The sequence below is a fragment of the Variovorax sp. GW821-FHT06D12 genome (assembly GCF_059419205.1).
In genome coordinates this window covers 585,158-608,649 of sequence record NZ_JBWKRI010000001.1, presented here as the reverse complement: position 1 = coordinate 608,649, position 23,492 = coordinate 585,158, and the positions used below count along the sequence as shown (strand labels likewise).

Here is a 23,492-nt window from a genome sequence, read left to right as displayed (position 1 = left end):
TCGACATGACCCAAGCCCCCACCCAGCGCTACGCACGCGTGCTCTCCATCGCCGGCTCCGACAGCGGCGGCGGCGCCGGCATCCAGGCCGACCTCAAGACCTTCGCGGCGCTCGGCTGCTACGGCATGACAGCCATCACCGCGCTCACCGCGCAGAACACGGTGGGCGTCTCGGGCATCCATGGCGTGCCGCCCGACTTCCTGAAGGCGCAGATCCAGGCCGTGGTGGAAGACATCGGCGTCGACGCCGTCAAGCTCGGCATGCTGCACGCGCCCGAGGTGGTCGAGGTGGTGGCCTGGGCCATCGACCGCTACCAGCTGAAGAACGTGGTGCTCGACCCCGTGATGATCGCCACCAGCGGCGACCGCCTGATCGCGGCCGAGACGGTGCAGGTGCTGGTGCGCGAGCTGTTCCCGCGCGCCGTGGTGGTCACGCCCAACCTCGACGAAGCCGCCTTGCTGGTCGGCCATGCCATCGGCGGCATCGACGCGCTCGACGGCGCGGCCGACGAACTGCTCGCGCTCGGTGCCAAGGCCGTGCTGCTCAAGGGCGGCCACCTGCCGGGCGACGAGGTGGTCGACGTGCTGCTGGAGCGCAGCGGCGCGCGCAAGCGGCTCGCGTCGCAACGCATCGCCAGCCGCAACCTGCACGGCACCGGCTGCACGCTCTCGTCGGCCATCGCCGCGCACCTGGCATTGGGCTTGGCGCTGCCCGAGGCGGTCGAGCGCGCACGCGCGTACATCCTCGGCGCGATGAGCGCCGGTGCGGATGTGCTGGTCGGCGCGGGCCACGGTCCGCTCAACCACGGCTTTGCGCCAGTGCCGACCCACCGCTTGCCGCTGTCGGCCGGCTGAGCCACGCCAGAACGAAAGTCGCCGCCAGCGTCGGCAGCGCCGAGCCGAACTGCGGCGCCCACTTGGCGAGCGCGTGGTAGGCCGCGATGCCCGCGAGCCAGATCAGCGCCGCGCCCCAGTCGATGGTGCGCGTGCCGTTCGCCGACACGGCACTTCCGCTGCCCAGCCGTCCGAGGATCACGCCGTACAGCGGCACGAACACCGAGCTCAGCAGCAGCAGGAAGGGTTCGAGCGTGTGCATCGGCAGCACCAGCGCGAGGCCGATGCACAGCACCGCCAGCAGCAGGCCCCAGCGCTTCACGCTCCAGCGCGGCAGCAGGCTGTGCGTAGACACCGAGCCCGAGTACACGTCGCCATAGGCGTTGTCGAGTTCGTCGATGAGGATCAGCCCCAGCGCCACCAGCCCGCCCTGCGCCAGCAGCAGCGCCATGACGAGGCTGGTGCCCGGCTCGGCCACGCTCACCACCATCACGCCCAGCGCGTAGCACCAGATGTTGGCCAGCGCGTAGCCGATCCAGGTGCCGCTGAACGCGCTGCCCAGACCACCGGCGGCACTGCGCTTGCCGTGGCGCGCGTAGTCGGCCACCAGCGGCAGCCACGACACCGGCATCGCAATCACGAGGTCGAGCGCGCTGAACATGCCCATGCTGCCGTTGCCCGGCCGGGCCCAGAAGGCGTCCAGGCCCTTGGCGTGAAGCTGCGTGGCGAACTGCCAGCTGAGCCACAGCAGCGACAGCACCACCAGCGGCAGGCCGAAGCGGCTCACGAAGCGGCGCACCAGCTTCACCATCGACCCGGCCAGCAGCGCCAGCAGCACCGCACCCCACAGCAGCGTCGTCAGCACGCCGCCCCAGGCCGTGCCCAGCGCGGCGCCGAAGGCTTGCTGCCCGATGGCCTGCGTGCCCTCGCGCATGATCACGAGCTCGAAGGTGGTCCAGCCCACCAGCTGCACGATGTTGAGCAGCACCGGCAGCCGCGCGAAGGCGCTGCCGTAGGTGGCGTGCATCAGGCCGGCGCTGGCCAGCCCGGTTTCGCAGCCCAGCCGCGCGGTCCAGGCCAGCAGCCCGGCGCCGAGCAGCGAACCCAGCACGATCGCCAGCGCCGCGTCGCGCGTGCCCACGGCCGGCACCAGGTAGGCGCCGATCTGCATCACCAGCAGCCCGACGCCGAGGCTGAACCACAGCGAGGCGTGGTCGTGCCAGCCGAAGACGCGCCGGGAGGCAGGCAGGGGCGTGAGCGCTTCGTTGCCGGAAGCGGAACTGTCGTTGTCGTGGTCGTGTGCCATCCGTTTTGCTCCAGTGCAAAAGGTTTGGCAGGTGGGCGAGGCTCCAGTGGCGCGGCCGTCGCGCGAGACAACGCGACAGGCCACCGGACCAGCTTCCCTGCGCGAGGATTACCTCAGTCAGGTTCAAAGGGACTTTCTCAGCCACACCGGTCGAAACCGGTGCAGCACCCCTAGCGAAATGTCATTTTAGGCGCGTGTGTCGCAGACGCACCGAAAAGTTCCTGCGCACGGAAGAATCCGGCCACAGCGGGCCTTGCACCCGCCGCACCGATGGCGTGCCGGGGCCGAGGGCCTATTCCTCGTGCTTTCCCGCGCCCTCGGCGGAAAAATTCTCGACCACCGATTCGAGCCACCGGCCGACGATTGCCATCTCTTCGTCGCTGAAACCCTGGGTCAGCCGTGCGTTCAACGCGCCGAGCCCGGCCTTTGCACGCTGTCCGGCAAGCCGTCCTTCCTCGGTCTGGTACAGGCGGAATGCGCGCCCGTCGTTCGGGTCTTGCGCGCGGGTCAGGTAGCCGGCCTTTTCGAGCCGGGCGGCAAGGCCGGACATGGCCGGTGCACCGATGTTCAGTGCCTGCGCGACTTCTCCCGTCAGGGCGCCATCGTTGGTCGACAGGAAAAACATCGTGCCGGCCTGGGCTGCCGACAGCGCGGGCAGGGCGTCGCCGCGGGTTTCTTTCCAGCGCTGCACCGCCCGCTGGGCGACGTTCAGAAGAAACACCAGCCTGTATTTTTTTTGAGCTTTCATCGGATTCCTGTGGCCTGGGCGAAGGCGCGGCAGGTTACATCTTATCCGTATTTATTTCGCACGCGAAGCATATACTTCGTATGCGAATTAAATGCCATCCCTCTCGCGCGGTGCGAGAGGGCAACCAGGAGAACCTATGACCGAACACGTGACCGTCGAATCCACCCAGGGTGTCCTGACCCTCACGCTGGCCAGGCCGGAGAAGATGAACGCACTGACCAATGCGATGTATGGCCGTCTGGCCGATGCCATCGCAGGCGCCGAGAGCGACCCGTCCGTCCGGGCCATCGTGATGCGAGGCGAAGGTGGCATGTTCACCTCGGGCAACGACCTGGGCGAATTTGCTGCCGTGGCTGCCGGGAAGGCCGGCAACGAAGAGCGCCATGTCGCCCGCTTCCTGCGTGCGTTGGCGAGTTCAACGCGACCGGTGATTGCGGCGGTCAACGGACGCGCAGTCGGCGTGGGGACCACCTTGCTGTTGCACTGCGACTTCGTCGTGCTGGCTGAGGATGCGCTGCTGTCCACGCCGTTCGTCAACCTGGCGCTGGTTCCCGAAGCGGCGTCGAGCCTGCTGCTGCCTGCCCGCATCGGCCACGTTCGTGCCTACGAGATGTTTGCGCTGGGCCTGCCGGTGTCCGCTGCGCAGGCCTTGGCCTGGGGCATCGCGAACCGGGTCGTTCCTGTGTCGGACCTGCACGGCGAGGCGCAGAAGGTTGCCGAGCTGCTCGCCAGCCGTGCCGCGGGCTCGTTGAAGCTGACGAAGGGCCTGATGAAGCAGGGCGCGGCCGTTGCAGCCCAGATGGACCTCGAAGGCGCGCAGTTCGTGGAGCGCCTCCAGAGTCCCGAAGCACGCGAAGCCTTCACGGCGTTCGCCGAGAAGCGGGCCCCTGACTTCTCAAAGACTGTGGCGTAGCGGCAAGCGGGCCGGTCATCGTCCAGATGTCGGCCGACCCGTGATGCGCCGGTCCGCGGGCCCACGGGCCGGGTGAGAATCTCCGCCACGAGGGCGCCTTCGAATGCCCTGGAGGCTCCCCGCACATGACAGACGACCGCAAGCACCCGGAACCACCGGCCTCATCGCCCGCACCCCACGCGCGGCTGCGGCGCTTCCGGGTCGACGTCGGCACCATCATCTGCGCGGTCGCGCTGCTGCAGTCGCTGCTGCTGGTGGCCTTCGGCTACTGGGGGGCGGAGAAGCTGGTGTCGAAAGTGGGCGAGTCGGCGCACAAGGTCAACCATGACCGGGTTGAAGACAACATCCTCGCCTTCCTGGCCAAGACCGAGGGCCTGGTGCGCGCCATCGCCCACACGCCCGACCTGCATCCGGCGGGCCACGACGGCGAGCAGACCGCCGAGCTGCTCTGGGCCGTGCTGGAACAGACACCCGAAATCGACAGCATCGGCGTGGGCAGCGACGACGGCCATTTCTTGATGGCCATGCGCCACCCCGTGTCGGTGGTGCGGCAGGTGCTGCGCGAGAAAGACTTCAGCACCGAGACCTGGGAGTACAAGTCGCCGCCCGACAGCGACGGCGACGAAGACCCGCGGCGGCGCTACGAGACGACGCGCATCGAAGCCTTTCGCAGCGAGGACGACCCGGTGCACCAGGACTGGTTCACGCAGGCCGAGAAGGCGCAGCGCGCCGTGTGGACCGCGCCCTTCGTGCTGCCCTCGATGAAGGAACTGGGCGTGAGCCACGCGCGGCCGAGCCGGCGGCATGACGAGGAGGGCGTCACGCAGAGGATCGTGGCGGTCGCCAGCGTGTCGCTGGGGCATCTCTCCAACCTCGTGCGCCTGTTCGGCGGCACGGGCCACGGCCACAGCGCGCTGTTGAGTGCCGACCACCACGTGATCGCGCGCAGCGACCACCCGCATTCCGTGCGCGTGCTCGAAGACCCGGACGAGGGCGTGCTCGGTGCGCTGCACACCCACATGCTGGCCAACGGCAGCCGCGGCTGGACCGAGGACATGGCCTTTGCCCTCGTGCACGAGGGCACCCACTACCAGGTGCAGACCTCGCGCATTCCGGCCACCGACTGGCATCTTGTGAGTTGGGAGCCCGAAGAGGCACTGCTGGGCGCGCTGCATCGCAATGTGCTGTGGTCGCTGCTGCTGGTGCTGGCGTTCCTGGCGATCGCGCTCTTCATTTCGCTGCGCCTGTCGAAGCTGGTGACCGCGCCCATCGAAAGCCTCTCGCGCACGGCGCGGCGCATCGGGCGGCTCGAGCTCGACGACCTGCCGCGCGAGTCGAGCCGCGTGCTCGAGATCCAGCACCTGAACCAGGCGCTGGACGAATCCGCGCGCAGCCTGCAGGCCTTTCGCAAGTTCGTGCCGGTGGACGTGATCCGCCAGCTCATCGCCGAAGGGCATGCCCTCGAACCCAACGGGTCGCCGCGTCGCATCACCGCGATGTTCACCGACGTGGAAGGATTCACGGCCATCGCGGAATCGATGCCGGCCGACGTGCTGATGCGGCAGCTGACCGACTACTTCAACCTCGCCACCCGCGTGTTCGCGCGTCACGGCGGCGTGATCGACAAGTTCATGGGCGACGGCATCATGGTGCTGTGGGGCGCGCCCACCGACCTGCCCGACGCGGAGTACCGCGCCTGCGCGGCCTCGCTCGAACTGCACGCCGAGATGACCGAGCTCAACCGCCGCTGGCAGGCCGAGGGCCTGCAGCCCTTTCGCACGCGCATCGGCATGCACACCGGCGTCGTGATCGCCGGGGTGCTCGGCTCGAGCGACCGGCTGTCGTACACGGCGCTGGGCGACGTGATCAACGCGGCCAGCCGCATCGAGGGCACCAACAAGCAGCTGAGCACGCGCACGCTGATGTCCGAGGCGACCTTCGAAGGCCTGGGCGGGCGCCTGGCCACGCGGCGCATCGAGGAGCAGGTGGAACTGCGCGGGCGGCAGACGCGGATGGTGCTCTACGAGCTGCTCGATCCGGCCTGAGCCACCCTGCGCGCGAAAGCCTCCAACCCGTCGATCGTGATCTGGATGTGCCGCTCGAAACTGCTGTCGAGCGGCACGGTGGTGCCGTTGTCCCAGCGCAGGATGAAGGCCTTGTTGGCCAGCTGCGGCAGGTGGCGCGAAAGCACGGGATGGTCGAGCGGGCGGATCGTGTGGACGCGCTCGCGCAGCTCTTCGGCCCAGGCCTGCGTGTTGTCGGCGGGCAGGGGCGAGAACTCCATCGTCAAAAAGCCCAGCATCGCGGCGATCACGCAGTTGTAGGCCTCGCGCAGCGGCTCGCCGTCGAAGCCGGCCTCGGTCAGCGCCGCCAGCACGCCTTCGACGAGTTCGGTCGGCAGGCTGCCGTTGGACACCAGTTGCGCCCCGAGCAGCTGCGCCACGTTCGGGTGCTGCCGCACCGCGGCGCGGCAGCGGTGGAACAACTCGGCGATCCAGTCCTGCCAGGCGAGCGTGCCCTTGGGCGGCGTGACCTGCGCCATGACCGTGGCGGCGACTTCGGCGAGCAGGGCCTCGCGCGTGCTGACATGCCAGTGCACCGTGGCCGGGTACACGCCGAGCTGCGCCGCGATCTCTCGCATGCTGAAGGCGCCGAGGCCGAAGGCGTCGATGTGCGCTAGCGCGGCTTCGGCGATGCGCTGCTTCGACAGCGCCGCACCGCCGGCAGGGCGGCCGGCCGTCCGGGGGCGAGGCTCGGGGGCTTTTTTCTTCATGGATGCGGCCATTGTGCAGCGGGTGAATTGATTGTATAAATATTATTAATTGAGCATTGATCAATTAACTGGGCCGGGCGCTCCCGGCACGTTCCATTCCCAAAGGATGTTTCCCATGACGACCGCCATCGATCAGGCCCTGGCCCAGGCCCATCAACGCTTCACCGACGGCAACCCCGAAAGCCTGCGCCGCTTCGAGGCGCAGACGCGTTACATGCCCGGCGCCAACAGCCGTTCGGTGCTGTTCTACGCGCCGTTCCCGCTCACCATCGCCAGGGGCGAGGGTGCGTCGCTCTGGGACGCGGACGGCCACCGCTACACCGACTTCATCGCCGAGTACACGGCCGGCGTCTACGGTCACTCGGCCCCGGAGATCCGCGAGGCGGTCATCGAGGCGATGCAGGGCGGCATCAACCTCACGGGCCACAACCTGCTCGAAGGTCGGCTCGCGCAGACGATCTGCGAGCGCTTTCCGCAGGTCGAGCAACTGCGCTTCACCAACTCGGGCACCGAGGCGAACCTGATGGCGCTCACGGCCGCGCTGCGCTTCACGGGGCGGCGCAAGATCGTCGTGTTCTCGGGCGGTTACCACGGCGGCGTGCTCGGCTTCGGCGACCAGCCATCGCCGACCACCGTGCCCTTCGATTTCCTCGTGCTGCCCTACAACGACGCGGACACGGCGCGCGCGCAGATCGATGCGCACGGCGCGGACATCGCTGCCATCCTGGTCGAGCCGATGCAGGGCGCGAGCGGCTGCATTCCGGGCGGGCGCGATTTCCTGCAGGCGCTGCGCGACGGGGCCACGCGGGTCGGTGCTCTGTTGATCTTCGACGAGGTGATGACTTCGCGGCTCGGGCCGCACGGGCTGGCGAACGGGCTGGGCATTCGATCCGACCTCACGACGCTGGGCAAGTACATCGGCGGCGGCATGTCGTTTGGCGCCTTCGGCGGGCGCTCTGACGTGATGGCGCAGTTCGACCCGCGCACCGGGGCGCTCGCGCACTCGGGCACCTTCAACAACAACGTGATGACGATGGCGGCCGGCTATGCGGGCCTCACGCAGCTGTTCACGCCCGAGGCGGCGGGTGCGCTGGCCGAGCGCGGCGAGGCGATGCGGTCACGGCTCAACGTGCTGTGCGAACGCGAGGGTGTCGCGATGCAGTTCACCGGCGTGGGTTCGCTCATGAATGCGCATTTCCTGCGGGGCGAGGTGCGGCGCGTGGCCGACCTGGCGGCGGTGGACGGGCGCTTGCGGCAGCTGCTGTTCTTCCACCTGCTGGACCAGGGGATCTACACCTCGCCGCGTGGATTCATCGTGCTCTCGCTGCCGTTGTCGGCGCAGGATATCGACCGCTACGTCGCCGCCGTGGGCAGCTTCATCGAGGCCTACCGGCCGTTACTGCTCAGCGCGGGGTAGTGCCCGTCACGCCCAGCAGCTCGTGCAGGCGCGTGCTGGTGGTCGTGTACTGCAGCGGGATCGCCTTGCCGGGGAACACCCGCGCGGCAGCGCCCCAGGCCGCCAGCGTGGCCTCGTGGAAGCCGCAGACGATGAGCTTCTTCTTGCCCGGGTAGGTGTTGATGTCGCCCACCGCGAACACGCCGGGCTCGCGGGTTTCGTACTTCTCGGTGTCGACCGGCACCTGCTTGCGTTCCAGCTCGAGGCCCCAGTCGGCGATGGGGCCCAGGCGCGGCGAAATGCCCAGGCAGGCGACCAGCGCGTCGAGCGGCAGGTCGACCGTGGTGGCGTCGGGCGTGGTGATCTGCAGCTGTTGGCCGTCGAAGGCGCTCGGCTGGCCGACCCGGAAGGCCAGCTTGCCGTCGGCCACGAGGGCGCGCATGGCGGCCACGTTCGCTTCGTCGGCCTGGAAGCCGTCGCGGCGGTGGACCAGCGTCACCTGCCTGGCCAGGGCCGTGAGGGCGATGGCCGTTTCGAGGGCGATGTCGTCGCCGCCGTTGACCACGACCGTCTGGCCGGCGAAGCGGTCGAGCGAATCGGGGTGATAGAACAGCGTCGAGCCTTCGAACTGAGCGATCCCGTCGACGGCGATGCGCTTGGGCACGAAGGCGCCGACGCCGGCCGCGATGAACACCGTCTTCGCGAGGAAGGCGGTGCCGGCCGAGGTGGTCAGCAGCAGGCGGTCGTCGGCCTGGCGGGCCAGGGTAGAAACCTGCTCGCCGAAGTGGAATTGCGGCTTGAACGGCGCCACCTGCTGCAGCAGCGACTGCGCCAGATCGCGCCCGCTGGTGACCGGGGTGCCGGGAATGTCGTAGATCGGCTTGTGGCCGTACAACGCCACGCACTGGCCGCCCGCGGCGGGCAGCGCATCGACGATGTGACAGGAAATCTCGAGCAGGCCCAGTTGGAAGGCCTGGAACAGGCCGACCGGACCGGCGCCGATGATCAGCGCGTCGGTCTCGATCGGTGCGGGCGCCTGGCTCAGCGCACGAGCTCCGAGATCTTGCCCGTCTTGTCCTTCCACTCTTCAGCTTCGGGCAGGGCGGGCTTGCGCTTGGTGATGCTCTTCCAGCCGTCGGCCAGGGCCAGCTCGGCGTTCAGCTTGATGAAGGCGATCTGGTCGGCCGGCAGGTCTTCCTCGGCGTAGATCGCATTGACCGGGCATTCGGGGATGCAGACGGCGCAGTCGATGCATTCATCCGGGTCGATCACCAGCATGTTGGGACCTTCGCGGAAACAGTCGACGGGGCAAACGTCCACGCAGTCGGTGTATTTGCAACGGATGCAGGCTTCGGAGACGACGTGGGTCATTTGTCTTTTAGCGTCAGGAGAAGGGGCTGGAAAACCCTAGATTTTAGGCCTTTGCGGCGGGCGTCTGCACGAGCACGGCAGCGGAGGTGCGATGGGAGGCCGTATCGACCAGCACCAGCGACCCCAGCGCACGCGATTGGGCGAAGGGCAGGACGGCCAGCGGCTGCTGCAACGCGAGCACCACGTCGCCGATGGAATTGGCCTCGAGCTGGGTTGCCGGCTCGGATTCGAGGGTGGTGATGTTCACGCGATCGACGATGCGCGCCACCTTGGCCTTGACCCAGCGGTGGCCCTGCAGCGCCCAGTACACGCGGCCCGCGACCAGCGGCTCGTCGTCGAGCCAGGCCACGGTGGCGGTGATCTCGCGCACGGGCTCGAAGGCCTCGGGCGCCAGTAGCCAGTCGCCGCGCGACACGTCGAGTTCGCGGTCGAGCACGATGCCGGCGCTGTGGCCCGCATGCACGGTCTTCGGCTGGCGCGTGTGGCTCAGCACCTGTGCCACGGTGGCGGTCTGGTTGCTGGGCAGCACCGTGACGCGCTGGCCGGGCTCCACATGGCCCGAGGCGACGCGGCCCCAGAACACGCGGCGGCCTTGCGAGGTGTCGGCCGAGGCCGAGAACTTCTCGACCCACTGCACCGGGAAGGCGAAGGGCACGGCTTCGTCCTGCGCGGTCACGGGCAGGTCTTCGAGCAGCTCGAGCAGGCTCGGGCCTTCGTAGCCGACCCAGTCGGCATGGCGCGTGGCCACGTTCCAGCCCTTGAGGGCCGAGATCGGCACGATGGCTGCGACCTTCACGCCGGCCGCTTCGGCAAAGGCGTTCAGCGCGGTCGAGATGCGCTCGAAGGCGAGGGCGGCGTCGTCGATGGCGTCGAGCTTGTTGACCGCGAACACGATCGACTGCACGCGCAGCAGGTGAGCCAGCAGCGTGTGGCGGCGCGTCTGCGGCAGCAGCTCGCGCTTGACCACGGTGCCGTCTTCGACCTCGGCGGCCCAGGCCAGCTTGGTGGCATCGACCAGCACCACGGCCGCGTCAGCCGCCGAGACGGCCGTGACCATGTTGCGCGTGTACTGCTCGTGGCCCGGCGCGTCGCCGATGATGAACTTGCGCTTGGCGGTCGAGAAGTAGCGGTAGGCCACGTCGATCGTGATGCCTTGCTCGCGCTCGGCCGAGAGGCCGTCGGTCAGCAGGGCCAGGTCGGTCTCGCCGCCGCGCTGCACGCCGGCCAGCTGGTCTTGCAGCACGGTCTTGCTGTCGACCAGCAGGCGGCCGATGAGCGTGCTCTTGCCGTCATCGACCGAGCCGCAGGTGATGAAGCGCAGGGCGGTGCCGGTGTCGCCGTGGACGTCGGTCGTGGCGGGGGTTGCGATCGTTGCGCTCATCAGAAGTAACCGTCTTTCTTGCGTTTTTCCATCGAAGCTTCGGAGGTCATGTCGTCCATGCGCGTGGCGCCGCGCTCGCTGACGTCGACCGACAGCGTCTCCAGCACCACGTCGCCCGCACCCGCGGCCAGGCTCTCGACCGGGCAGGTGGTCGTGATGTCGCCCACGGTGCGAAAGCGCACGTCGCGCACCTGCACGGTCTCGCCGTCGCGCGGCGGCGTGAGTTCGGTCACGGGCACCAGCAGGCCGCGGCGCTCGACCACTTCACGCTTGTGCGTGTAGTAGATCGACGGCAGGCCGACGTTCTCGCGCTCGATGTATTGCCACACGTCGAGCTCGGTCCAGTTGGAGATCGGGAACACGCGGAAGTGCTCGCCGGGAGCCAGGCGCGTATTGAACAGTGTCCACAGCTCGGGGCGCTGGTCCTTGGGCTGCCACTGGCCGAAGCTGTCGCGGTGCGAAAAGATGCGCTCCTTGGCGCGGGCCTTTTCCTCGTCGCGGCGGGCGCCGCCGATCAGCGCGTCGAAGCGGAATTCTTCGATCGCTTCGAGCAGCGTCACCGACTGGTGCGCGTTGCGCGACTCGCCGGGGTGCGCCAGGCGCACGGTGCCGCGCTTCATCGAGTCTTCGACGCTGCGCACGATGAGTTCGGCGCCCAGTTCTTTCGCGCGCTGGTCGCGGTAGGCCGTCACTTCGGGGAAGTTGTGGCCGGTATCGATCATCAGCAGCGGGTAGGGAATGCGGCCGACGCCGAAGGCTTTTTCAGCGCACTTGAGCAGCACCAGCGAGTCCTTGCCGCCCGAGAACAGCAGGGTGGGGCGCTCGAAGGCGGCGGCCACTTCGCGCAGGATGAAAATGGTTTCTTCTTCCAGCGCGTCGAGGTGCGTGTTGGACAGGTTCGCGGGTGAATGCATGGGCGGCTGCAGCAGGTCGGCTTCGGTACGGGCGTTCATCGGATGGGTCCTGGAGGCGGAGAGCGATCGTTCAGTGCGACAGGTGCAAGCCGCATTCGCGGTTGTCCTCGCCCTTGGTCGGGTCCACGTAGTCGAAGTTGTTGGGCAGGCCGTTGGCTTCGCAGTATTCGTACAGGTCCTTGGACGACCAGTGCAGCAGCGGCGCGACCTTGATCAGGCCGTCCGGGTTCACGCTGACCGGGTCCATCTGCGCGCGCACGGCCGTGTCGGTGGCCCGCAGCGCGGTGAACCAGACCTTGGGCGCGGTCTCGCGCAGTGCGCGGGCAAAGGGTTCCAGCTTCACTTCTTCGGTGAAGGCCGCGTGGCGCGGATCGTCCAGCGCCGGCGTGGCGCCTTCGACCGCTTCGCGGTGCGCGCGCGAGCGGCGCGGCAGGTAGATGTGCAAGTCCAGGCCCAGGAGCTTCGTCACCTCGTCGGCAAAACGGTAGGTGGCCTCGGTGTTGTAGCCGTTGTCCATCCAGACCACCGGCACGTCCCGCTTGGCGCGCGTGACCATGTGCAGGATCACGGCCTCGAAGGGGCGGAAGTTGGTGGTGATGATCGCGGGCTGGCCCAGGCCGACGGCCCAGTCCACCAGGCCCTCGGCGTTGCGGCCGAGTTCGGTGTTGATGCGTGCGAAGTCGATGTCGGTGGCGATGCTCATGGGGCTCTCTTGTCTGCTCAGGCGCCGGCCACGAAGTGCGGCGCGGTCTTCACGGCGTCGCCCTGGTAGAACGTGGCGAAGCGGTCGAACTGGCGCTGTGCGTCGGAGGCGTCCACGCCTTCCTTGAGCACGGCGCTGGAGAAGCCGGTGCGTTCCATCTGCACCAGCTGGTCGATCAGCACATCGCCCGTGGCGCGGATGTCGCCCGTGAAGCCGAGGCGGCGGCGCAGCAGGAAGGCCTGGCTGTAGGCGCGGCCGTCGGTGAACTTCGGAAAGTTCAGGTCGATGCGTTCGATGTCGGCCAGGCACACCTCGATGGCGAGCGGGTCGGCGTCGTTGGCCAGTTGCAGGACCTTCGGGTCGCCGTCGTCGATGTGTTCTTCGGCCGAAAGGATGTTCAGAGTCTTTTTCATGCTGCTTCCTCCACCTTGAATCGCGCACCGTTGGCTGCGGCCTTGAACGGGTCGTGGCCCACGCGGCGCAGGGTGTCGATGAAGGTCTCGCCGTTGGCGCGGGTGTCGCGGTACGTGGTGAGCACGGCCTCGATCACGCCCGGCACTTCGGCCGCCGAGAACGAGGGGCCGACCACCTTGCCGGCCTGCGGCGCGCCGCTGAGCGCGGAGCCGTCGGAGCCGCCGAGGGTGACCTGGTACCACTCCTTGCCGTCCTTGTCGACGCCCAGGATGCCGATGTGGCCGCTGTGGTGGTGGCCGCACGAGTTGATGCAGCCGCTGATGTGCAGGTCGATCTCGCCCAGGTCGTCGAGCTCGTCGAGGTCCTGGTAGCGCTCGGTGATGGCTTCGGCGATGGGAATGGAGCGAGCGTTGGCCAGCGCGCAGAAGTCGCCGCCGGGGCAGGCGATCATGTCGGTCAGCAGCTGCACGTTGGCGCTGGCGAAACCGGCGGCGCGGGCGGCGAGCCACAGCGCGTGCAGGTCTTCGGCGTGCACCCAGGGCAGCACCACGTTCTGGTCGTGCGTCACGCGGGCTTCGCCGGCCGAGAAGCGGTCGGCCAGCTCGGCGATGGTGTCGAGCTGGTCGCCCGAGGCATCGCCGGGCGCCTGCTTCAGGCGCTTGAACGACAGCGTCACGGCGCGCAGCGCGGGGTTCTTGTGGGCATCGACGTTGCGGGCCAGCCAGCGCGCGAACATGACGTCGTCGGCGGCGTGGGCGCGCAGTTCGGCGTCGGTCTTCTCGGCGCTTTGCAGCACGCGGGTGGCCAGCGTCGGCGGCACGAAGGAGGCGGCCACGCGGTCGTACTCTTCCTGCGTGATGGTGTGCGGTGCGCCGTCGTGCTCGAGGATCTGCTTGTACTCGGCCTCGACGTCGTCGATGTAGCGCTGGCCTTCGGCCTTCACCAGGATCTTGATGCGCGCCTTGTAGATGTTGTCGCGGCGGCCGTAGCGGTTGTAGACCCGGATCACCGCTTCGAGGTAATTCATGATCTGCTGCCAGGGCAGGAACTCGCGCAGCACGGTGCCGATGATGGGCGTGCGGCCCATGCCGCCGCCCACCTGCACGCGAAAGCCGATGTCGCCCGCTTCGTTCTTCACCACGTGCAGGCCCACGTCGTGCCAGCCGGTGGCGGCGCGGTCTTCGGTGGCGCCGGTGATGGCGATCTTGAACTTGCGCGGCAGGAAGGCGAACTCGGGGTGCAGCGTGCTCCACTGGCGCATGATTTCCGCGAACGGGCGCGGGTCGGCGATCTCGTCGACGGCAATGCCGGCGCGCTCGTCGCTCGTGATGTTGCGGATGCAGTTGCCGCTGGTCTGGATGCCGTGCATGTCGACCGAAGCCAGCAGGTCCATCACGTCGGCCGACTTGGCCAGCGGAATCCAGTTGTACTGGACGTTCTGGCGCGTCGTGAAGTGGGCGTAGTGGGTGGGCAGCTTGTGGCTGCCGAGCAGGCCCTGGGTCTCGATGGCCTTGCGGTAGACCTCGGCCTCGGGCTCGTCGTACTCGCGGGCGATGCGGGCCAGCACGCGCAGCTGCTTGCTCGACAGCTCGCCGTACGGCACGGCCACGCGCAGCATCGGCGCGTAGCGCTGCACGTACCAGCCGTTTTGCAGGCGCAGGGGGCGGAACTCGTCCTCGTGCAGGCGGCCCTTTTGCCAGCGCTCGAGCTGGTCTCGGAACTGGGCAGCGCGTTGGTGAACGAACTGGCGGTCGAATTCTGTGTATTGGTACATCGTGCGTGTGTGTCTTGAAGAAGTGCGGTGCCGCACGTACAACGGGGGCGCCCCAGCAAGAAGCCCCGGATTCTGAAAGCCCGCCTTATGGAAACAAACTATTTTTTGGTTCGCGTCTTATGCGGATAAGCTTATTCACCAGCATCCATGCGGGTTGCGAGGCGGTTGGTTGCTTATTCCGGATAAGGCGCGAAGGCCGGCGCGGGGTCGCCGGACGCTGGATTCTAGGAACCCGGGGGCACCCGCGCAGGGCGCCTATCGCAGCTTGAAGTCGAAGCCCAGGGTCTGCGGCGAACTCAGCAGTTGCCGCGCGGCCTTGTCGGCCTGGTGCTGCGCGTTGAGCCATTCCCGGGCCAGCCGGGCTTCGGTCCGGTTCAGGTGCTCGATGCCGTGGTGACGCTCCTTCGACCAGGCCTGGAAGCACTTCACCACCCGCAGCGGATCGCCGATCTGCTCCTCGATCCGCAGCCGGTAGATGTCCGCGGCCACCATGACATCCTTCAAAGTGAAGTTCTGGCCTTTGACGTGGACCACGTAGGGGACCACATAAGAAGTTGTCCTGGCGAGATCGCTCATGCCTTCATCCGTGCCTCAAGTCGCTGCCTGTGCCGCAGATTAGCGGCGGGTATCGAAATGAAACTGAGCGTTTCTGAGCGCCACAGCGGCGCCCGGACAGCGTCGGGCTAGCGCCGGATGAGCGTCTTGGCGTGGAAGCGGTAGCCGGCGTTGCGCGCCGTGTTGATCGGCAGCACCAGGCCCGTGGCCTCGCTGACCTTGCGCCGCAGGCGGCGGATCTGGGTGTCGAGACGGCGCTGGTCGTAGCTCAGGTAGTGCTCGCCCAGGGCCTGCACGATCTGCTGGCGGCTGGCGATCTCGCCGGCGCTGCGCATCAGCTCGTGCAGCACCGTGAGGTCCTGTTCCGACAGCGCAATGGGCGCGAAGCCCGGCGGCGACAGCCGGCGCGGGCCCAGCTCCAGAACCCAGGCGTCGGCCGGCAGCGCGGCGGGCGAATCGCCCAGACGCCGCGACAGCGCCGCCAGCGTGGCCGCCAGTTCATCGAGGTCGGTGGTCTTCGACAGGTAATAGTCGGCGCCGATGTCCAGCCCGGTCACGCGGTCGCGGGCGCCGCCGCGTGCCGTCAGCACGACGATGCCCAGGCGCTCGCCGCGTTCGCGCAGCTCGCGGATCAGCGACAGGCCGTCGCCGTCGGGCAGGCCGAGGTCGACCAGCGCGATGCCGTGGCGGGCCGGGTCGTAGGTGCGGTGGAAGCCTTCGAGCGACGCCTCGGCATCGACCCGGTAGCCGCTGCCGGTCAGGAACTCGCTCAACTCTTCGCGCAGCACGGCTTCATCTTCCAGCAGGATCACATCACGCATGGGAACAGGGTAGGGGCTGGTGGCCGAGGGAATCTGAGCGTTTCTAAGCACGATGAAAGGCGCGCGGATTGTAGGGGCGCCCTCGATAATCCGCGCCCATGAAACGCCTTGCTCGGTGCCTGTGGCGGTGCGGTTGTCTTGCCGTGCTGGGCCTTCTCTTTTCCACCGCGGCCGCCGCCGGCGTGCTGCGGCTGAATCCGTTGGCGAGCGTCGACAGCCACGGCCAGTTGTCGATGCTGCGCGACCCCGAAGGCCGCCTCAGCGCCGACGAAGCCGCCGTCGCGCCGGGTTGGAAGGCCTTGCCCGGCGCCGTGAACGCAGGCTTCACGCGCGACGCCGTGTGGATCAAGCTCGAGGTGCAGCGCCCGGCTGACGCGTCGCAGCAGCGCTGGCTGGCGCAGTTCAGGAATGCGCTGCTCGACGATGTGCGGCTGTACCGCCAGGACGACACCGGCCGCTGGCAGCTGGCCGTGCACTCGGGCGAAGACATCGGCCGCGAGCACTGGCCCGTCGACGCGCGCAACGTGCAGTTGCCGCTCACGCTGGAGAGCACCGAACCCACGCCGCTGCTGCTGCGCCTGCAGTCGCGCAACGCCATGTCGACCACCATCGGCTTTGCCGCGCCCGAGGTCTACGCGGGCACCGCGCGGCGCGAGTACCTCTTCTACGGCCTGGGCTTCGGATTCGGCCTGATGCTGCTCGCCTTTCACACGCTGTTCTGGCAGATGACGCGCGAGCGGCTGAGCGCGTGGTACCTGGTCTACGTGGCGAACGCGCTGCTGGTCGAGTTCCTGACGGCCGGGCTGCCGCAGCAGCTGCTGGCCATGCCCGCGCGGCTGTCCGACCTGCTGCTGAGCCTGTCGATCTGCGCCGGCGTGGCCATCGGCATCCGCTTCGCCGGCATGCAGCTGGGAACCGACGTGCAGTGGCCGCGCTTCACTCGCGTGGCGGTGCGCGTGGTGGGCCTCGTGAGTGCCACCGCGGTGGCGCTGGTGCTGGCCGGCGCCAACGGCCTGGCCATGCAGGCGGTGCAGGGGACGGCGATGCTGTGCATCGTCTACCTGATCGCCGCCGCGCTGTGGTTGCTGCCGCGCGACCAGGGCCAGGCGCGGGCCTTTCTCGTCATCTTCGGCATCTACTACGTGGGCGTGATGGTGAGCTTCCTGCGCAACCAGGGCTGGCTGCCGGCCGGCGCCTGGACCGACAACGCGACCGCCGTGGGCACGCTGCTGCACCTGCTGCTCATGAGCATGCGGTTGAACCGCCGCTACGACCAGCTGCGCCGCGAGAAGGAAGCCGCGCAAGCGCGCCTGGTGCACGTGGTCGGCCGCCAGAACGACCGGCTGGAAGACGAGGTGCGCAAGCGCACGGCCGACCTGCGCGGCGAGATCGAGCAGCGCCAGCGCCTCGAGGTCGACCTGCGCGCCGCGCTGGAAACCGAGCGCCGCGCCAAGCAGTCGCAGGTGGATTTCGTCGCCATGGTGTCGCACGAGTTCCGCACGCCGCTGGCGATCATCCATACCACCGCGCAGCAGATCGCGAAGAACCTCGATGCCGCGCGCGAGAAGACCCTGGCGCGCTGCCTCAACCTGCGCGCCGCCGCGCAGCGCATGACCGCGCTGGTCGACGAGTACCTGACCTCCGATCGCATGGAAGCCGGCCAGACGCCGTTCCAGCCGCGCCCTTGCGAGCGCGATGAACTGCTGGAGCTGTTCGAGGACCTGGTGGCCGACTGGCCCGACGGCCGTGTCGTGTGGCAGGGCAGCCATCTGCCGCCGCAGCTGGTGTGCGACCCCGGCCTGCTGCGCGTGGCGCTGCGCAACCTGCTGGCCAACGCCGACCGCCACACGCCGGCGGGCCGGGCCATCGTGCTCGACGTGGTGCCCGCAGAAGCCGGTGGACTGAACATCCGCGTGAGCAACCCCGGCGACGCGATTCCGCACGACGAGGTGCCGCGGCTGTTCGAGAAGTATTTCCGTGGCCGCCAGGCGGCGCGCTCACCGGGCGCCGGCCTCGGCCTGTACCTCGTGCACCAAATCGCCGAGCTGCACCGGGGCCAGGCCCGGCTCGACAGCGCCGGGCAGGACGGCCAGGTGCGCTTCAGCCTCGCGCTGCCTTGAAGTGCCTTGAAGGCGCGCGGCCTCAGCGCAGCATCGACGACATCGCCGAGCAGCAGTTCAGCATGCGCACGGCCGACTCCACCGAGTCGGCGCTGAAGCGCAGCGTGACGCCGTCGACGCGCTCGAAGCTCGGCCACTGGCAGAACAGGTCGGCCATCATCGGCGACTGGGTGCGCAGCGTGACCACCTGCGGGCCCTGGAAGACCAGCGGACGTGCGTGGGCACGCGCGGCCAGCCCTTCGATCACGCCGGCGCGGATCGCCTGGCGCGATTGCTCCGGCGACAGCGACACGCCGCTGTTGAAGCCGGTCGCCTTCTTGGTCTGCACGAAGCTCGCATGCGGAAAGAGTGCCTGGTTCTCGGAGATGAACACGTCGTCGCCGCTGGCCATCACGACCGGCACGCCGTATTCGCCGGCCAGTGCGCCGTAGATCCCGGCCTCGCCGAGTTCCTGGTCGCCCAGCCGGATGCCCGCGAAGGCAAAGCCGTTGATCGTGTGCGCCAGGATGCCGCGCCCTTGGGCACGCGAGTGGTAGCCGACCATGCAGACCGCTTGCACGCCGTCTTCCTCCACGCCCGCCACCATGCTCAGGTAGCGCGGCTTGCCCTGCACCACGCGGGCGCGTGCATCGAGCACGTCGGGCGGCATGTTGCGAAAGCCGCCGTGCGAGTCGTTCACCAGCACCTCGGTGGCGCCGGCGTCGAAGGCGCCGGCAATCGCGGCGTTGGCCTCCTGCGCCATCAGCACGCGGGCGCGTTCGTACTCGGGGTTGCCCTGGCGCGCCTGCTCGTGGTGGTAGACGCCTGCAACGCCTTCGATGTCGGTGGAGATCAGGACTTTCATGGACGTGTGTTTCAGGCGAGAGGTGAAAGGGAAGACGCCGGCAGCAGTTCGCCGAGCGCCGCGCGGTGGTTGCCGTCGCGGCCCGTGACCGGCGTGGCGCGCCACAGCGCATGAAGTATGGCCTGCTCGGTGCTGTCGGCCGCGGCCTGGAACAGCCCGTCGAGCCGTGTGTCGTGCAGCATCGCCACGGCCGGCATGGGCCGGTCCGCGCGATCGGGGATCGTGTAGGCGGTCGAGAAGGCCAGCACGAGATCGCCGCTGCCGTGGCCGTAGACCGAGCCGGTGCGGGCCAGCCCCGCGCCCGCGCGCAGCGCCAGGCGGCGCAGCTGGCGCGCGTCGAGCGGCGCATCGGTGGCGACGACGATGATGATCGAGCCCTTCTCGGGCTCCGCCGCTTCCTTCGCTGCCTGCAGCGCCGCGAGCCGTTCGCCCACCGCGTGCCCGGCCAGCACCAGCTGCGGCTGGCGCCCGTAGTTCGCCAGCACCAGCGTGCCCACCGTGTGGGTCGTGCCGTCGGCCACTGCCACGCGGCGCGACGCGCTGCCGATGCCGCCCTTGAGCTGGAAGCTCGACATGCCGCGTCCTGCGCCGACCGAGCCCTGTTCGAAATCGGTCCCGGCGGCATCGAGCGCCTGCAGGTAATCGGCCTCGGTCACGGCCAGCCGCTGGATGTCGTTGAGAAAGCCGTCGTTGCACTCGAAGACCAGCGGGTTCACCGTGGGCAGCGCGCGGCCGGTCTCGGGGTTGGCCGCCGCGCAGTGGCGGATCTGCGCCGTGGCCACGGTGCCGACCGAGAAGGTGTTGGTCAGCGCGATCGGCGTTTCCAGCACGCCGAGCTCGGCCAGCTGCACCAGCCCCACGCTCTTGCCGAAGCCGTTGAGCACCACGGCCGCGGCCGGCACCTTGTCGCGGAACGGGTCGCCGGCGTGCGGGCGGATCACGGTCACGCCGGTCTGCACCGGGCCGTCGGCCAGCGTGCGGTGGCCGACCGTGACGCCCGCGACGTCGGTGATGGCGTCGCGCGGGCCCGCAGGCAGCGTGCCGATGAAGGGCAGGGAAGTCGTCGAGGCCATGAAGAGAAAAAGAAGAACTTACTGGCGGTCGATCTTCGGATCGAGCGCGTCGCGCAGCGCATCGCCCAGCAGGTTGAAGGCCAGCACGGTGAAGAAGATGGCCAGGCTGGGGAACAGCGCCACGTGCGGCGAAGTCACCATGTCGGCGCGGGCTTCGTTGAGCATCGCGCCCCACTCGGGCGTCGGCGGCTGCGCGCCCATGCCCAGGAACGAGAGGCTGGCTGCCGTGATGATCGAGGTGCCCACGCGCATCGAGAAGTACACGACGATCGACGAGATCGTGCCCGGCAGGATGTGCCGCACGATGATGGTCCAGTCGGACGCGCCGATGCTGCGCTCGGCCTCGATGTAGGTCTGCTGCTTGAGCACCAGCGTGTTGCCGCGCACCAGGCGCGCAAAGGCCGGCACGCTGAACACCGACACCGCCACCACCACGTTGGTCATGCTGCTGCCCAGGATGGCGACCACGCCCAGCGCCAGCAGGATGCCGGGGAAGGCGAACAGCACGTCCGAGATGCGCATCACGATGCGGTCCCACCAGCCTTCGTAGTAGCCGGCCAGCAGGCCGAAGGCCGTGCCGATGATGCCGCCCACCAGCACCGACAGGAAGCCGGCCGCCAGCGAGATGCGCGTGCCCGCCAGGATGCGGCTGAAGATGTCGCGGCCCAGCGGATCGACGCCGAACCAGTGCGTGGCCGAGGGCCCGCTGTTCAGCATGTCGTAGTCGAAGAAGTTCTCGGGATCGAAGGGCACGATCCACGGTGCGAACACCGCGATCACCACCAGCAGCAGCACGAAGATGGCCGCCACGATGCCCACGGGCTGCTTCTTGAAACGGCGCCAGCATTCGCCCCAGGGCGTGCGGACCTTGCCGGCGGTCAGCGCAACGGCAACGGGGGACAGGGGAACGATGGATTCGGCAGACACGCCGGTAGCTTGCGTCATGGCTGCGTGCTCACTTATAGCGGATGGTCGGGTTGATGTAGCCGTACAGCACATCGACCACGAGGTTGATCAGGATGAATTCGAGCGAGAACAGCAGCACCAGCGTCTGGATGACGGGGTAGTCGCGCATCTGCACGGCATCGACCAGCAGACGGCCCAGGCCGGGCCAGTTGAACACCGCCTCCACAAGGATGGAGCCGCCCAGCAGGAAGCCGAACTGCAGGCCCATCATCGTGACCACCGGAATCAGCGCGTTGCGCAGCGTGTGCTTGAACACCACGCTGGTTTCGTGCACGCCCTTGGCGCGCGCGGTGCGCACGAAGTCTTCCTGGATCACTTCGACGAAGGAAGCGCGCGTGAAGCGGGCCATCACGGCGGCCACCGCCGCGCCCAGCGTGATCGAGGGCAGGATGTAGTGCTGCCAGGTCGCGGCGCCCACCGTGGGCAGCCAGCCGAGCTGCACCGAGAAGATCTGCATGAGCAGCATGCCCAATGCAAATGCGGGGAATGAGATGCCCGACACCGCCAGCGTCATGCCGATGCGGTCGGGCCACTTGTTGCGGTACACCGCCGACACGATGCCGATCCCCATGCCGAAGATCACCGCCCACACCATGCTGGTGATGGTCAGCATCACCGTCGGGAAGAAGCGCTCGGCAATCTCCGTCGACACCGGCCGCCGCGTGCGGATCGAGGTACCGAAGTCGCCTTGCACCATGTGGGTGAAGAAGCTCACGAACTGCTGCGGCAGTGGCTTGTCCAGCCCGAGCTCCGCGCGCACCATGGCCACGGTCTGCTCGTCGGCATCCTGGCCGGCGGCAAGGCGCGCCGGGTCGCCGGGGAGCATGTGGACGAACAGGAACACCAGCACTGCCACGATGAGCAGCGTGGGGATCAGGCCCAACAGTCGTTTGAGGAAGTAATTCAGCATGGGATACGGTTGTCGCGAACGGGCGATGGCACGGTGCCAGCGCCCGCCGGACAGTCAGTCAAGAAACGAAGGAGCTGCGATCAGTTCGACACCGACATGGCATCGATGTTGATGTTCGCGTCGGGCATCACGAACACACCCGACAGGCGCTTGGCGTGCGCCGACAGGTTCTGCTCGGTGACCAGCGGCACGCGCGGCAGGTCCTTGCGGATCTCGTCCTGTGCGGTCTTGTACAGCGCGGCCTTTTCCTTGTCGTCCACCGTCACGAGCGCCTTGGCGATCGCGGCGTCGACCACGTCGCTCTTGTAGAACGACATGTTGTTGAGCTTGGGCGCCCACGACTCGGAAGCGAACAGCGGACGCAGGCCCCAGTCGGCTTCACCGGTCGACGACGACCAGCCCGTGTAGTACATGCGGACCTTGGCCGTCTTCGGATCGGGCCAGGCATCGACCTGCTCGGTGCGCTGGCCCACTTCGAGTGCCTGCACCTGCAGCTTGATCCCCACCTGTGCGAGCTGCTGCTGCACGAACTGGATCGTCTTCTGGCTGGTCGTGTTGTTGTAGGCGCTCCACAGCACCGACTCGAAGCCGTTGGGGTAGCCGGCCTCAGTCAGCAGCTGCTTGGCCTTCTTCACGTCGTAGGGAATGGGCGCCATCTTCTCGGCGAACTTCACGCCCTGGGGCATCACGCCTTGTGCAGGGAAGGCGTAGCCGCCGAAGGCGACCTTCGACAGCGCTTCCTTGTTGATGGCGTAGCCGATGGCTTCGCGCACCTTCGGGTTGTCATACGGCTTTTGCAGCATGTTGAAGGCCAGGAAGCGCGTGATGATCGAGGGCGAGGCCACCACTTCGAGCTTGTCGCTCTTCTTCAGCAGCTCGGCCTGCTCGTAGGGAATGGGGAAGGCAAAGTCGGCTTCGCCGGTCTGCAGCATCGCGGCGCGCGTGTTGTTCTCGAGCACCGGCTTCCATTGCAGGTTGTCGACCTTCGGGTAGCCCTTCTTCCAGTAGCCGTCGAACTTCTTGGCCTTGACGGCGTCGGTCTGCTTCCATTCCACGAACTCGAAGGGGCCCGTGCCCACGGGGTGGAAGGCGATGTCCTTGTTGCCCCACTTCTTCAGCGCGGTGGGCGAGATCATGGCGGCCGAGGCGTGGGCCAGCGAGTTGATGAAGGGGCCGAAGGGCTCCTTCAGCGTGATGCGCACGGTGGTCGGGTTCACGGCCTCGACCTTGCCCACGCGGTTGAACTGGTTGTAGCGCAGCAGCTTGTTGTCCTGGTTCAGCACGCGGTCGAGCGTGACCTTCACGGCTTCGGCGTTGAAGTCGGTGCCGTCGTGGAACTTGACGCCGCTGCGCAGCTTGATGGTGTAGACCAGACCGTCCTTGGACACGTCGTAGCTCTCGGCGAGCACGTTCTGCACCTTCAGGTCCTTGTCGAACTGGAACAGGCCTTCATAGAAGGTCTTGGTCACGGCCGTGGTGATGGTCGTGTTGGTGTTGTACGGGTCCAGCGTTTCCGGCTGGTAGCCGATGGCCAGCACCACGTCTTTGGCAGCCAGTGCCGAGCCCGAGGCGGCGAGCGCGGCCAGGCCCAGCAATGCGGATGCCCAGCGCAGGGAGGAAGAAGATTGCTTCATGGAAGAACTCCAGTCGGTTCGTGGAAAAAATGCAGGTGGCCTG

At 68.0% G+C, this 23,492-nt stretch carries 22 protein-coding genes and 1 riboswitch; of the genes, 5 read left to right on the top strand and 17 right to left on the bottom strand.

Annotated elements, in window-relative coordinates:
• Positions 1-5: 5 nt before the first annotated feature.
• A complete protein-coding gene (gene thiD, locus AC07SQ_RS02875) occupies positions 6-854 on the top strand; it encodes a bifunctional hydroxymethylpyrimidine kinase/phosphomethylpyrimidine kinase (protein WP_159271631.1) in 849 nt (282 codons plus the stop codon).
• Here the strand turns inward: thiD and AC07SQ_RS02870 are convergent.
• Together AC07SQ_RS02870 and AC07SQ_RS02865 are read right to left on the bottom strand one after the other, a co-directional pair.
• On the bottom strand, positions 799-2,139 hold the full coding sequence (locus AC07SQ_RS02870) for a purine-cytosine permease family protein (protein WP_493192166.1): 1,341 nt from the start codon (positions 2,137-2,139) through the stop codon (positions 799-801). The genes thiD and AC07SQ_RS02870 overlap by 56 nt on opposite strands.
• Before the next feature lie 77 nt (positions 2,140-2,216).
• Positions 2,217-2,321: riboswitch (TPP riboswitch) on the bottom strand.
• A gap of 110 nt (positions 2,322-2,431) precedes the next feature.
• Positions 2,432-2,887 (bottom strand): MarR family winged helix-turn-helix transcriptional regulator, encoded by a 456-nt coding sequence (locus tag AC07SQ_RS02865; RefSeq protein ID WP_062472473.1) that lies wholly within the window; start codon positions 2,885-2,887, stop codon positions 2,432-2,434.
• Positions 2,888-3,023: 136 nt separating this feature from the next.
• Between AC07SQ_RS02865 and AC07SQ_RS02860 the strand changes: the two genes are divergently transcribed.
• A complete protein-coding gene (locus AC07SQ_RS02860) occupies positions 3,024-3,800 on the top strand; it encodes an enoyl-CoA hydratase (RefSeq protein WP_495270778.1) in 777 nt (258 codons plus the stop codon).
• A 1,019-nt stretch (positions 3,801-4,819) separates the two neighbouring features.
• Positions 4,820-5,845: an adenylate/guanylate cyclase domain-containing protein gene (locus AC07SQ_RS02855; protein WP_495276199.1), complete on the top strand. Its 1,026-nt coding sequence runs from the start codon at positions 4,820-4,822 to the stop codon at positions 5,843-5,845.
• Here the strand turns inward: AC07SQ_RS02855 and AC07SQ_RS02850 are convergent.
• Entirely contained in the window at positions 5,821-6,573 is a 753-nt protein-coding gene (locus AC07SQ_RS02850; RefSeq protein ID WP_495270779.1) for a TetR/AcrR family transcriptional regulator, read from the bottom strand. The two genes, AC07SQ_RS02855 and AC07SQ_RS02850, sit on opposite strands and share 25 nt — an antisense overlap.
• A gap of 115 nt (positions 6,574-6,688) precedes the next feature.
• Between AC07SQ_RS02850 and AC07SQ_RS02845 the strand changes: the two genes are divergently transcribed.
• On the top strand, positions 6,689-7,990 hold the full coding sequence (locus tag AC07SQ_RS02845) for an aspartate aminotransferase family protein (RefSeq protein WP_495270780.1): 1,302 nt from the start codon (positions 6,689-6,691) through the stop codon (positions 7,988-7,990).
• Here AC07SQ_RS02845 and AC07SQ_RS02840 read toward each other — a convergent pair.
• The 9 genes from AC07SQ_RS02840 to AC07SQ_RS02800 all read right to left on the bottom strand — a co-directional run bounded on the left by AC07SQ_RS02840 (position 7,977) and on the right by AC07SQ_RS02800 (position 15,902).
• Complete coding sequence (locus AC07SQ_RS02840; protein ID WP_495270781.1) at positions 7,977-9,053, bottom strand: NAD(P)/FAD-dependent oxidoreductase; 1,077 nt, start codon at positions 9,051-9,053, stop codon at positions 7,977-7,979. The two genes, AC07SQ_RS02845 and AC07SQ_RS02840, sit on opposite strands and share 14 nt — an antisense overlap.
• Positions 9,011-9,340, bottom strand: coding sequence for a ferredoxin FdxA (gene fdxA / locus AC07SQ_RS02835; protein ID WP_062472491.1), 330 nt, complete (start codon positions 9,338-9,340; stop codon positions 9,011-9,013). Before fdxA ends, AC07SQ_RS02840 begins: the two co-directional genes overlap by 43 nt.
• A gap of 43 nt (positions 9,341-9,383) precedes the next feature.
• Positions 9,384-10,721 (bottom strand): sulfate adenylyltransferase subunit 1, encoded by a 1,338-nt coding sequence (locus AC07SQ_RS02830; protein ID WP_159271641.1) that lies wholly within the window; start codon positions 10,719-10,721, stop codon positions 9,384-9,386.
• The gene (gene cysD / locus AC07SQ_RS02825) at positions 10,721-11,674 is read right to left on the bottom strand and encodes a sulfate adenylyltransferase subunit CysD (RefSeq protein ID WP_062472495.1); all 954 of its coding nucleotides are present in this window, start codon (positions 11,672-11,674) and stop codon (positions 10,721-10,723) included. Before cysD ends, AC07SQ_RS02830 begins: the two co-directional genes overlap by 1 nt.
• Positions 11,675-11,705: 31 nt before the next feature.
• The gene (locus tag AC07SQ_RS02820; RefSeq protein ID WP_139706772.1) at positions 11,706-12,338 is read right to left on the bottom strand and encodes a phosphoadenosine phosphosulfate reductase domain-containing protein; all 633 of its coding nucleotides are present in this window, start codon (positions 12,336-12,338) and stop codon (positions 11,706-11,708) included.
• A gap of 17 nt (positions 12,339-12,355) precedes the next feature.
• The gene (locus AC07SQ_RS02815) at positions 12,356-12,751 is read right to left on the bottom strand and encodes a DUF934 domain-containing protein (RefSeq protein ID WP_062472499.1); all 396 of its coding nucleotides are present in this window, start codon (positions 12,749-12,751) and stop codon (positions 12,356-12,358) included.
• A complete protein-coding gene (locus AC07SQ_RS02810) occupies positions 12,748-14,526 on the bottom strand; it encodes a nitrite/sulfite reductase (RefSeq protein ID WP_307692958.1) in 1,779 nt (592 codons plus the stop codon). Before AC07SQ_RS02810 ends, AC07SQ_RS02815 begins: the two co-directional genes overlap by 4 nt.
• A 255-nt stretch (positions 14,527-14,781) precedes the next feature.
• Positions 14,782-15,102 (bottom strand): hypothetical protein, encoded by a 321-nt coding sequence (locus AC07SQ_RS02805; RefSeq protein WP_139705889.1) that lies wholly within the window; start codon positions 15,100-15,102, stop codon positions 14,782-14,784.
• A 107-nt stretch (positions 15,103-15,209) separates the two neighbouring features.
• On the bottom strand, positions 15,210-15,902 hold the full coding sequence (locus AC07SQ_RS02800; RefSeq protein WP_062472505.1) for a response regulator transcription factor: 693 nt from the start codon (positions 15,900-15,902) through the stop codon (positions 15,210-15,212).
• A gap of 143 nt (positions 15,903-16,045) precedes the next feature.
• Here AC07SQ_RS02800 and AC07SQ_RS02795 point away from each other — a divergent pair, with 143 nt between their 5' ends.
• Complete coding sequence (locus AC07SQ_RS02795) at positions 16,046-18,022, top strand: sensor histidine kinase (protein ID WP_495270782.1); 1,977 nt, start codon at positions 16,046-16,048, stop codon at positions 18,020-18,022.
• Positions 18,023-18,044: 22 nt separating this feature from the next.
• On the opposite strand, the gene AC07SQ_RS02790 is transcribed toward AC07SQ_RS02795, so the two are convergent.
• From AC07SQ_RS02790 to gsiB, 5 genes are all read right to left on the bottom strand, one after another.
• Entirely contained in the window at positions 18,045-18,866 is an 822-nt protein-coding gene (locus AC07SQ_RS02790; RefSeq protein ID WP_495270783.1) for a M55 family metallopeptidase, read from the bottom strand.
• A gap of 11 nt (positions 18,867-18,877) precedes the next feature.
• The gene (locus AC07SQ_RS02785; protein ID WP_495270785.1) at positions 18,878-19,939 is read right to left on the bottom strand and encodes a DmpA family aminopeptidase; all 1,062 of its coding nucleotides are present in this window, start codon (positions 19,937-19,939) and stop codon (positions 18,878-18,880) included.
• 18 nt (positions 19,940-19,957) lie between these two features.
• Positions 19,958-20,884, bottom strand: a complete 927-nt coding sequence (gene gsiD / locus AC07SQ_RS02780) for a glutathione ABC transporter permease GsiD (protein WP_070060869.1) — start codon at positions 20,882-20,884, stop codon at positions 19,958-19,960.
• Positions 20,885-20,894: 10 nt separating this feature from the next.
• Entirely contained in the window at positions 20,895-21,815 is a 921-nt protein-coding gene (gsiC, locus tag AC07SQ_RS02775; RefSeq protein WP_062472516.1) for a glutathione ABC transporter permease GsiC, read from the bottom strand.
• 80 nt (positions 21,816-21,895) lie between these two features.
• The gene (gene gsiB / locus AC07SQ_RS02770) at positions 21,896-23,449 is read right to left on the bottom strand and encodes a glutathione ABC transporter substrate-binding protein GsiB (protein WP_159276734.1); all 1,554 of its coding nucleotides are present in this window, start codon (positions 23,447-23,449) and stop codon (positions 21,896-21,898) included.
• Positions 23,450-23,492 lie beyond the last annotated feature (43 nt).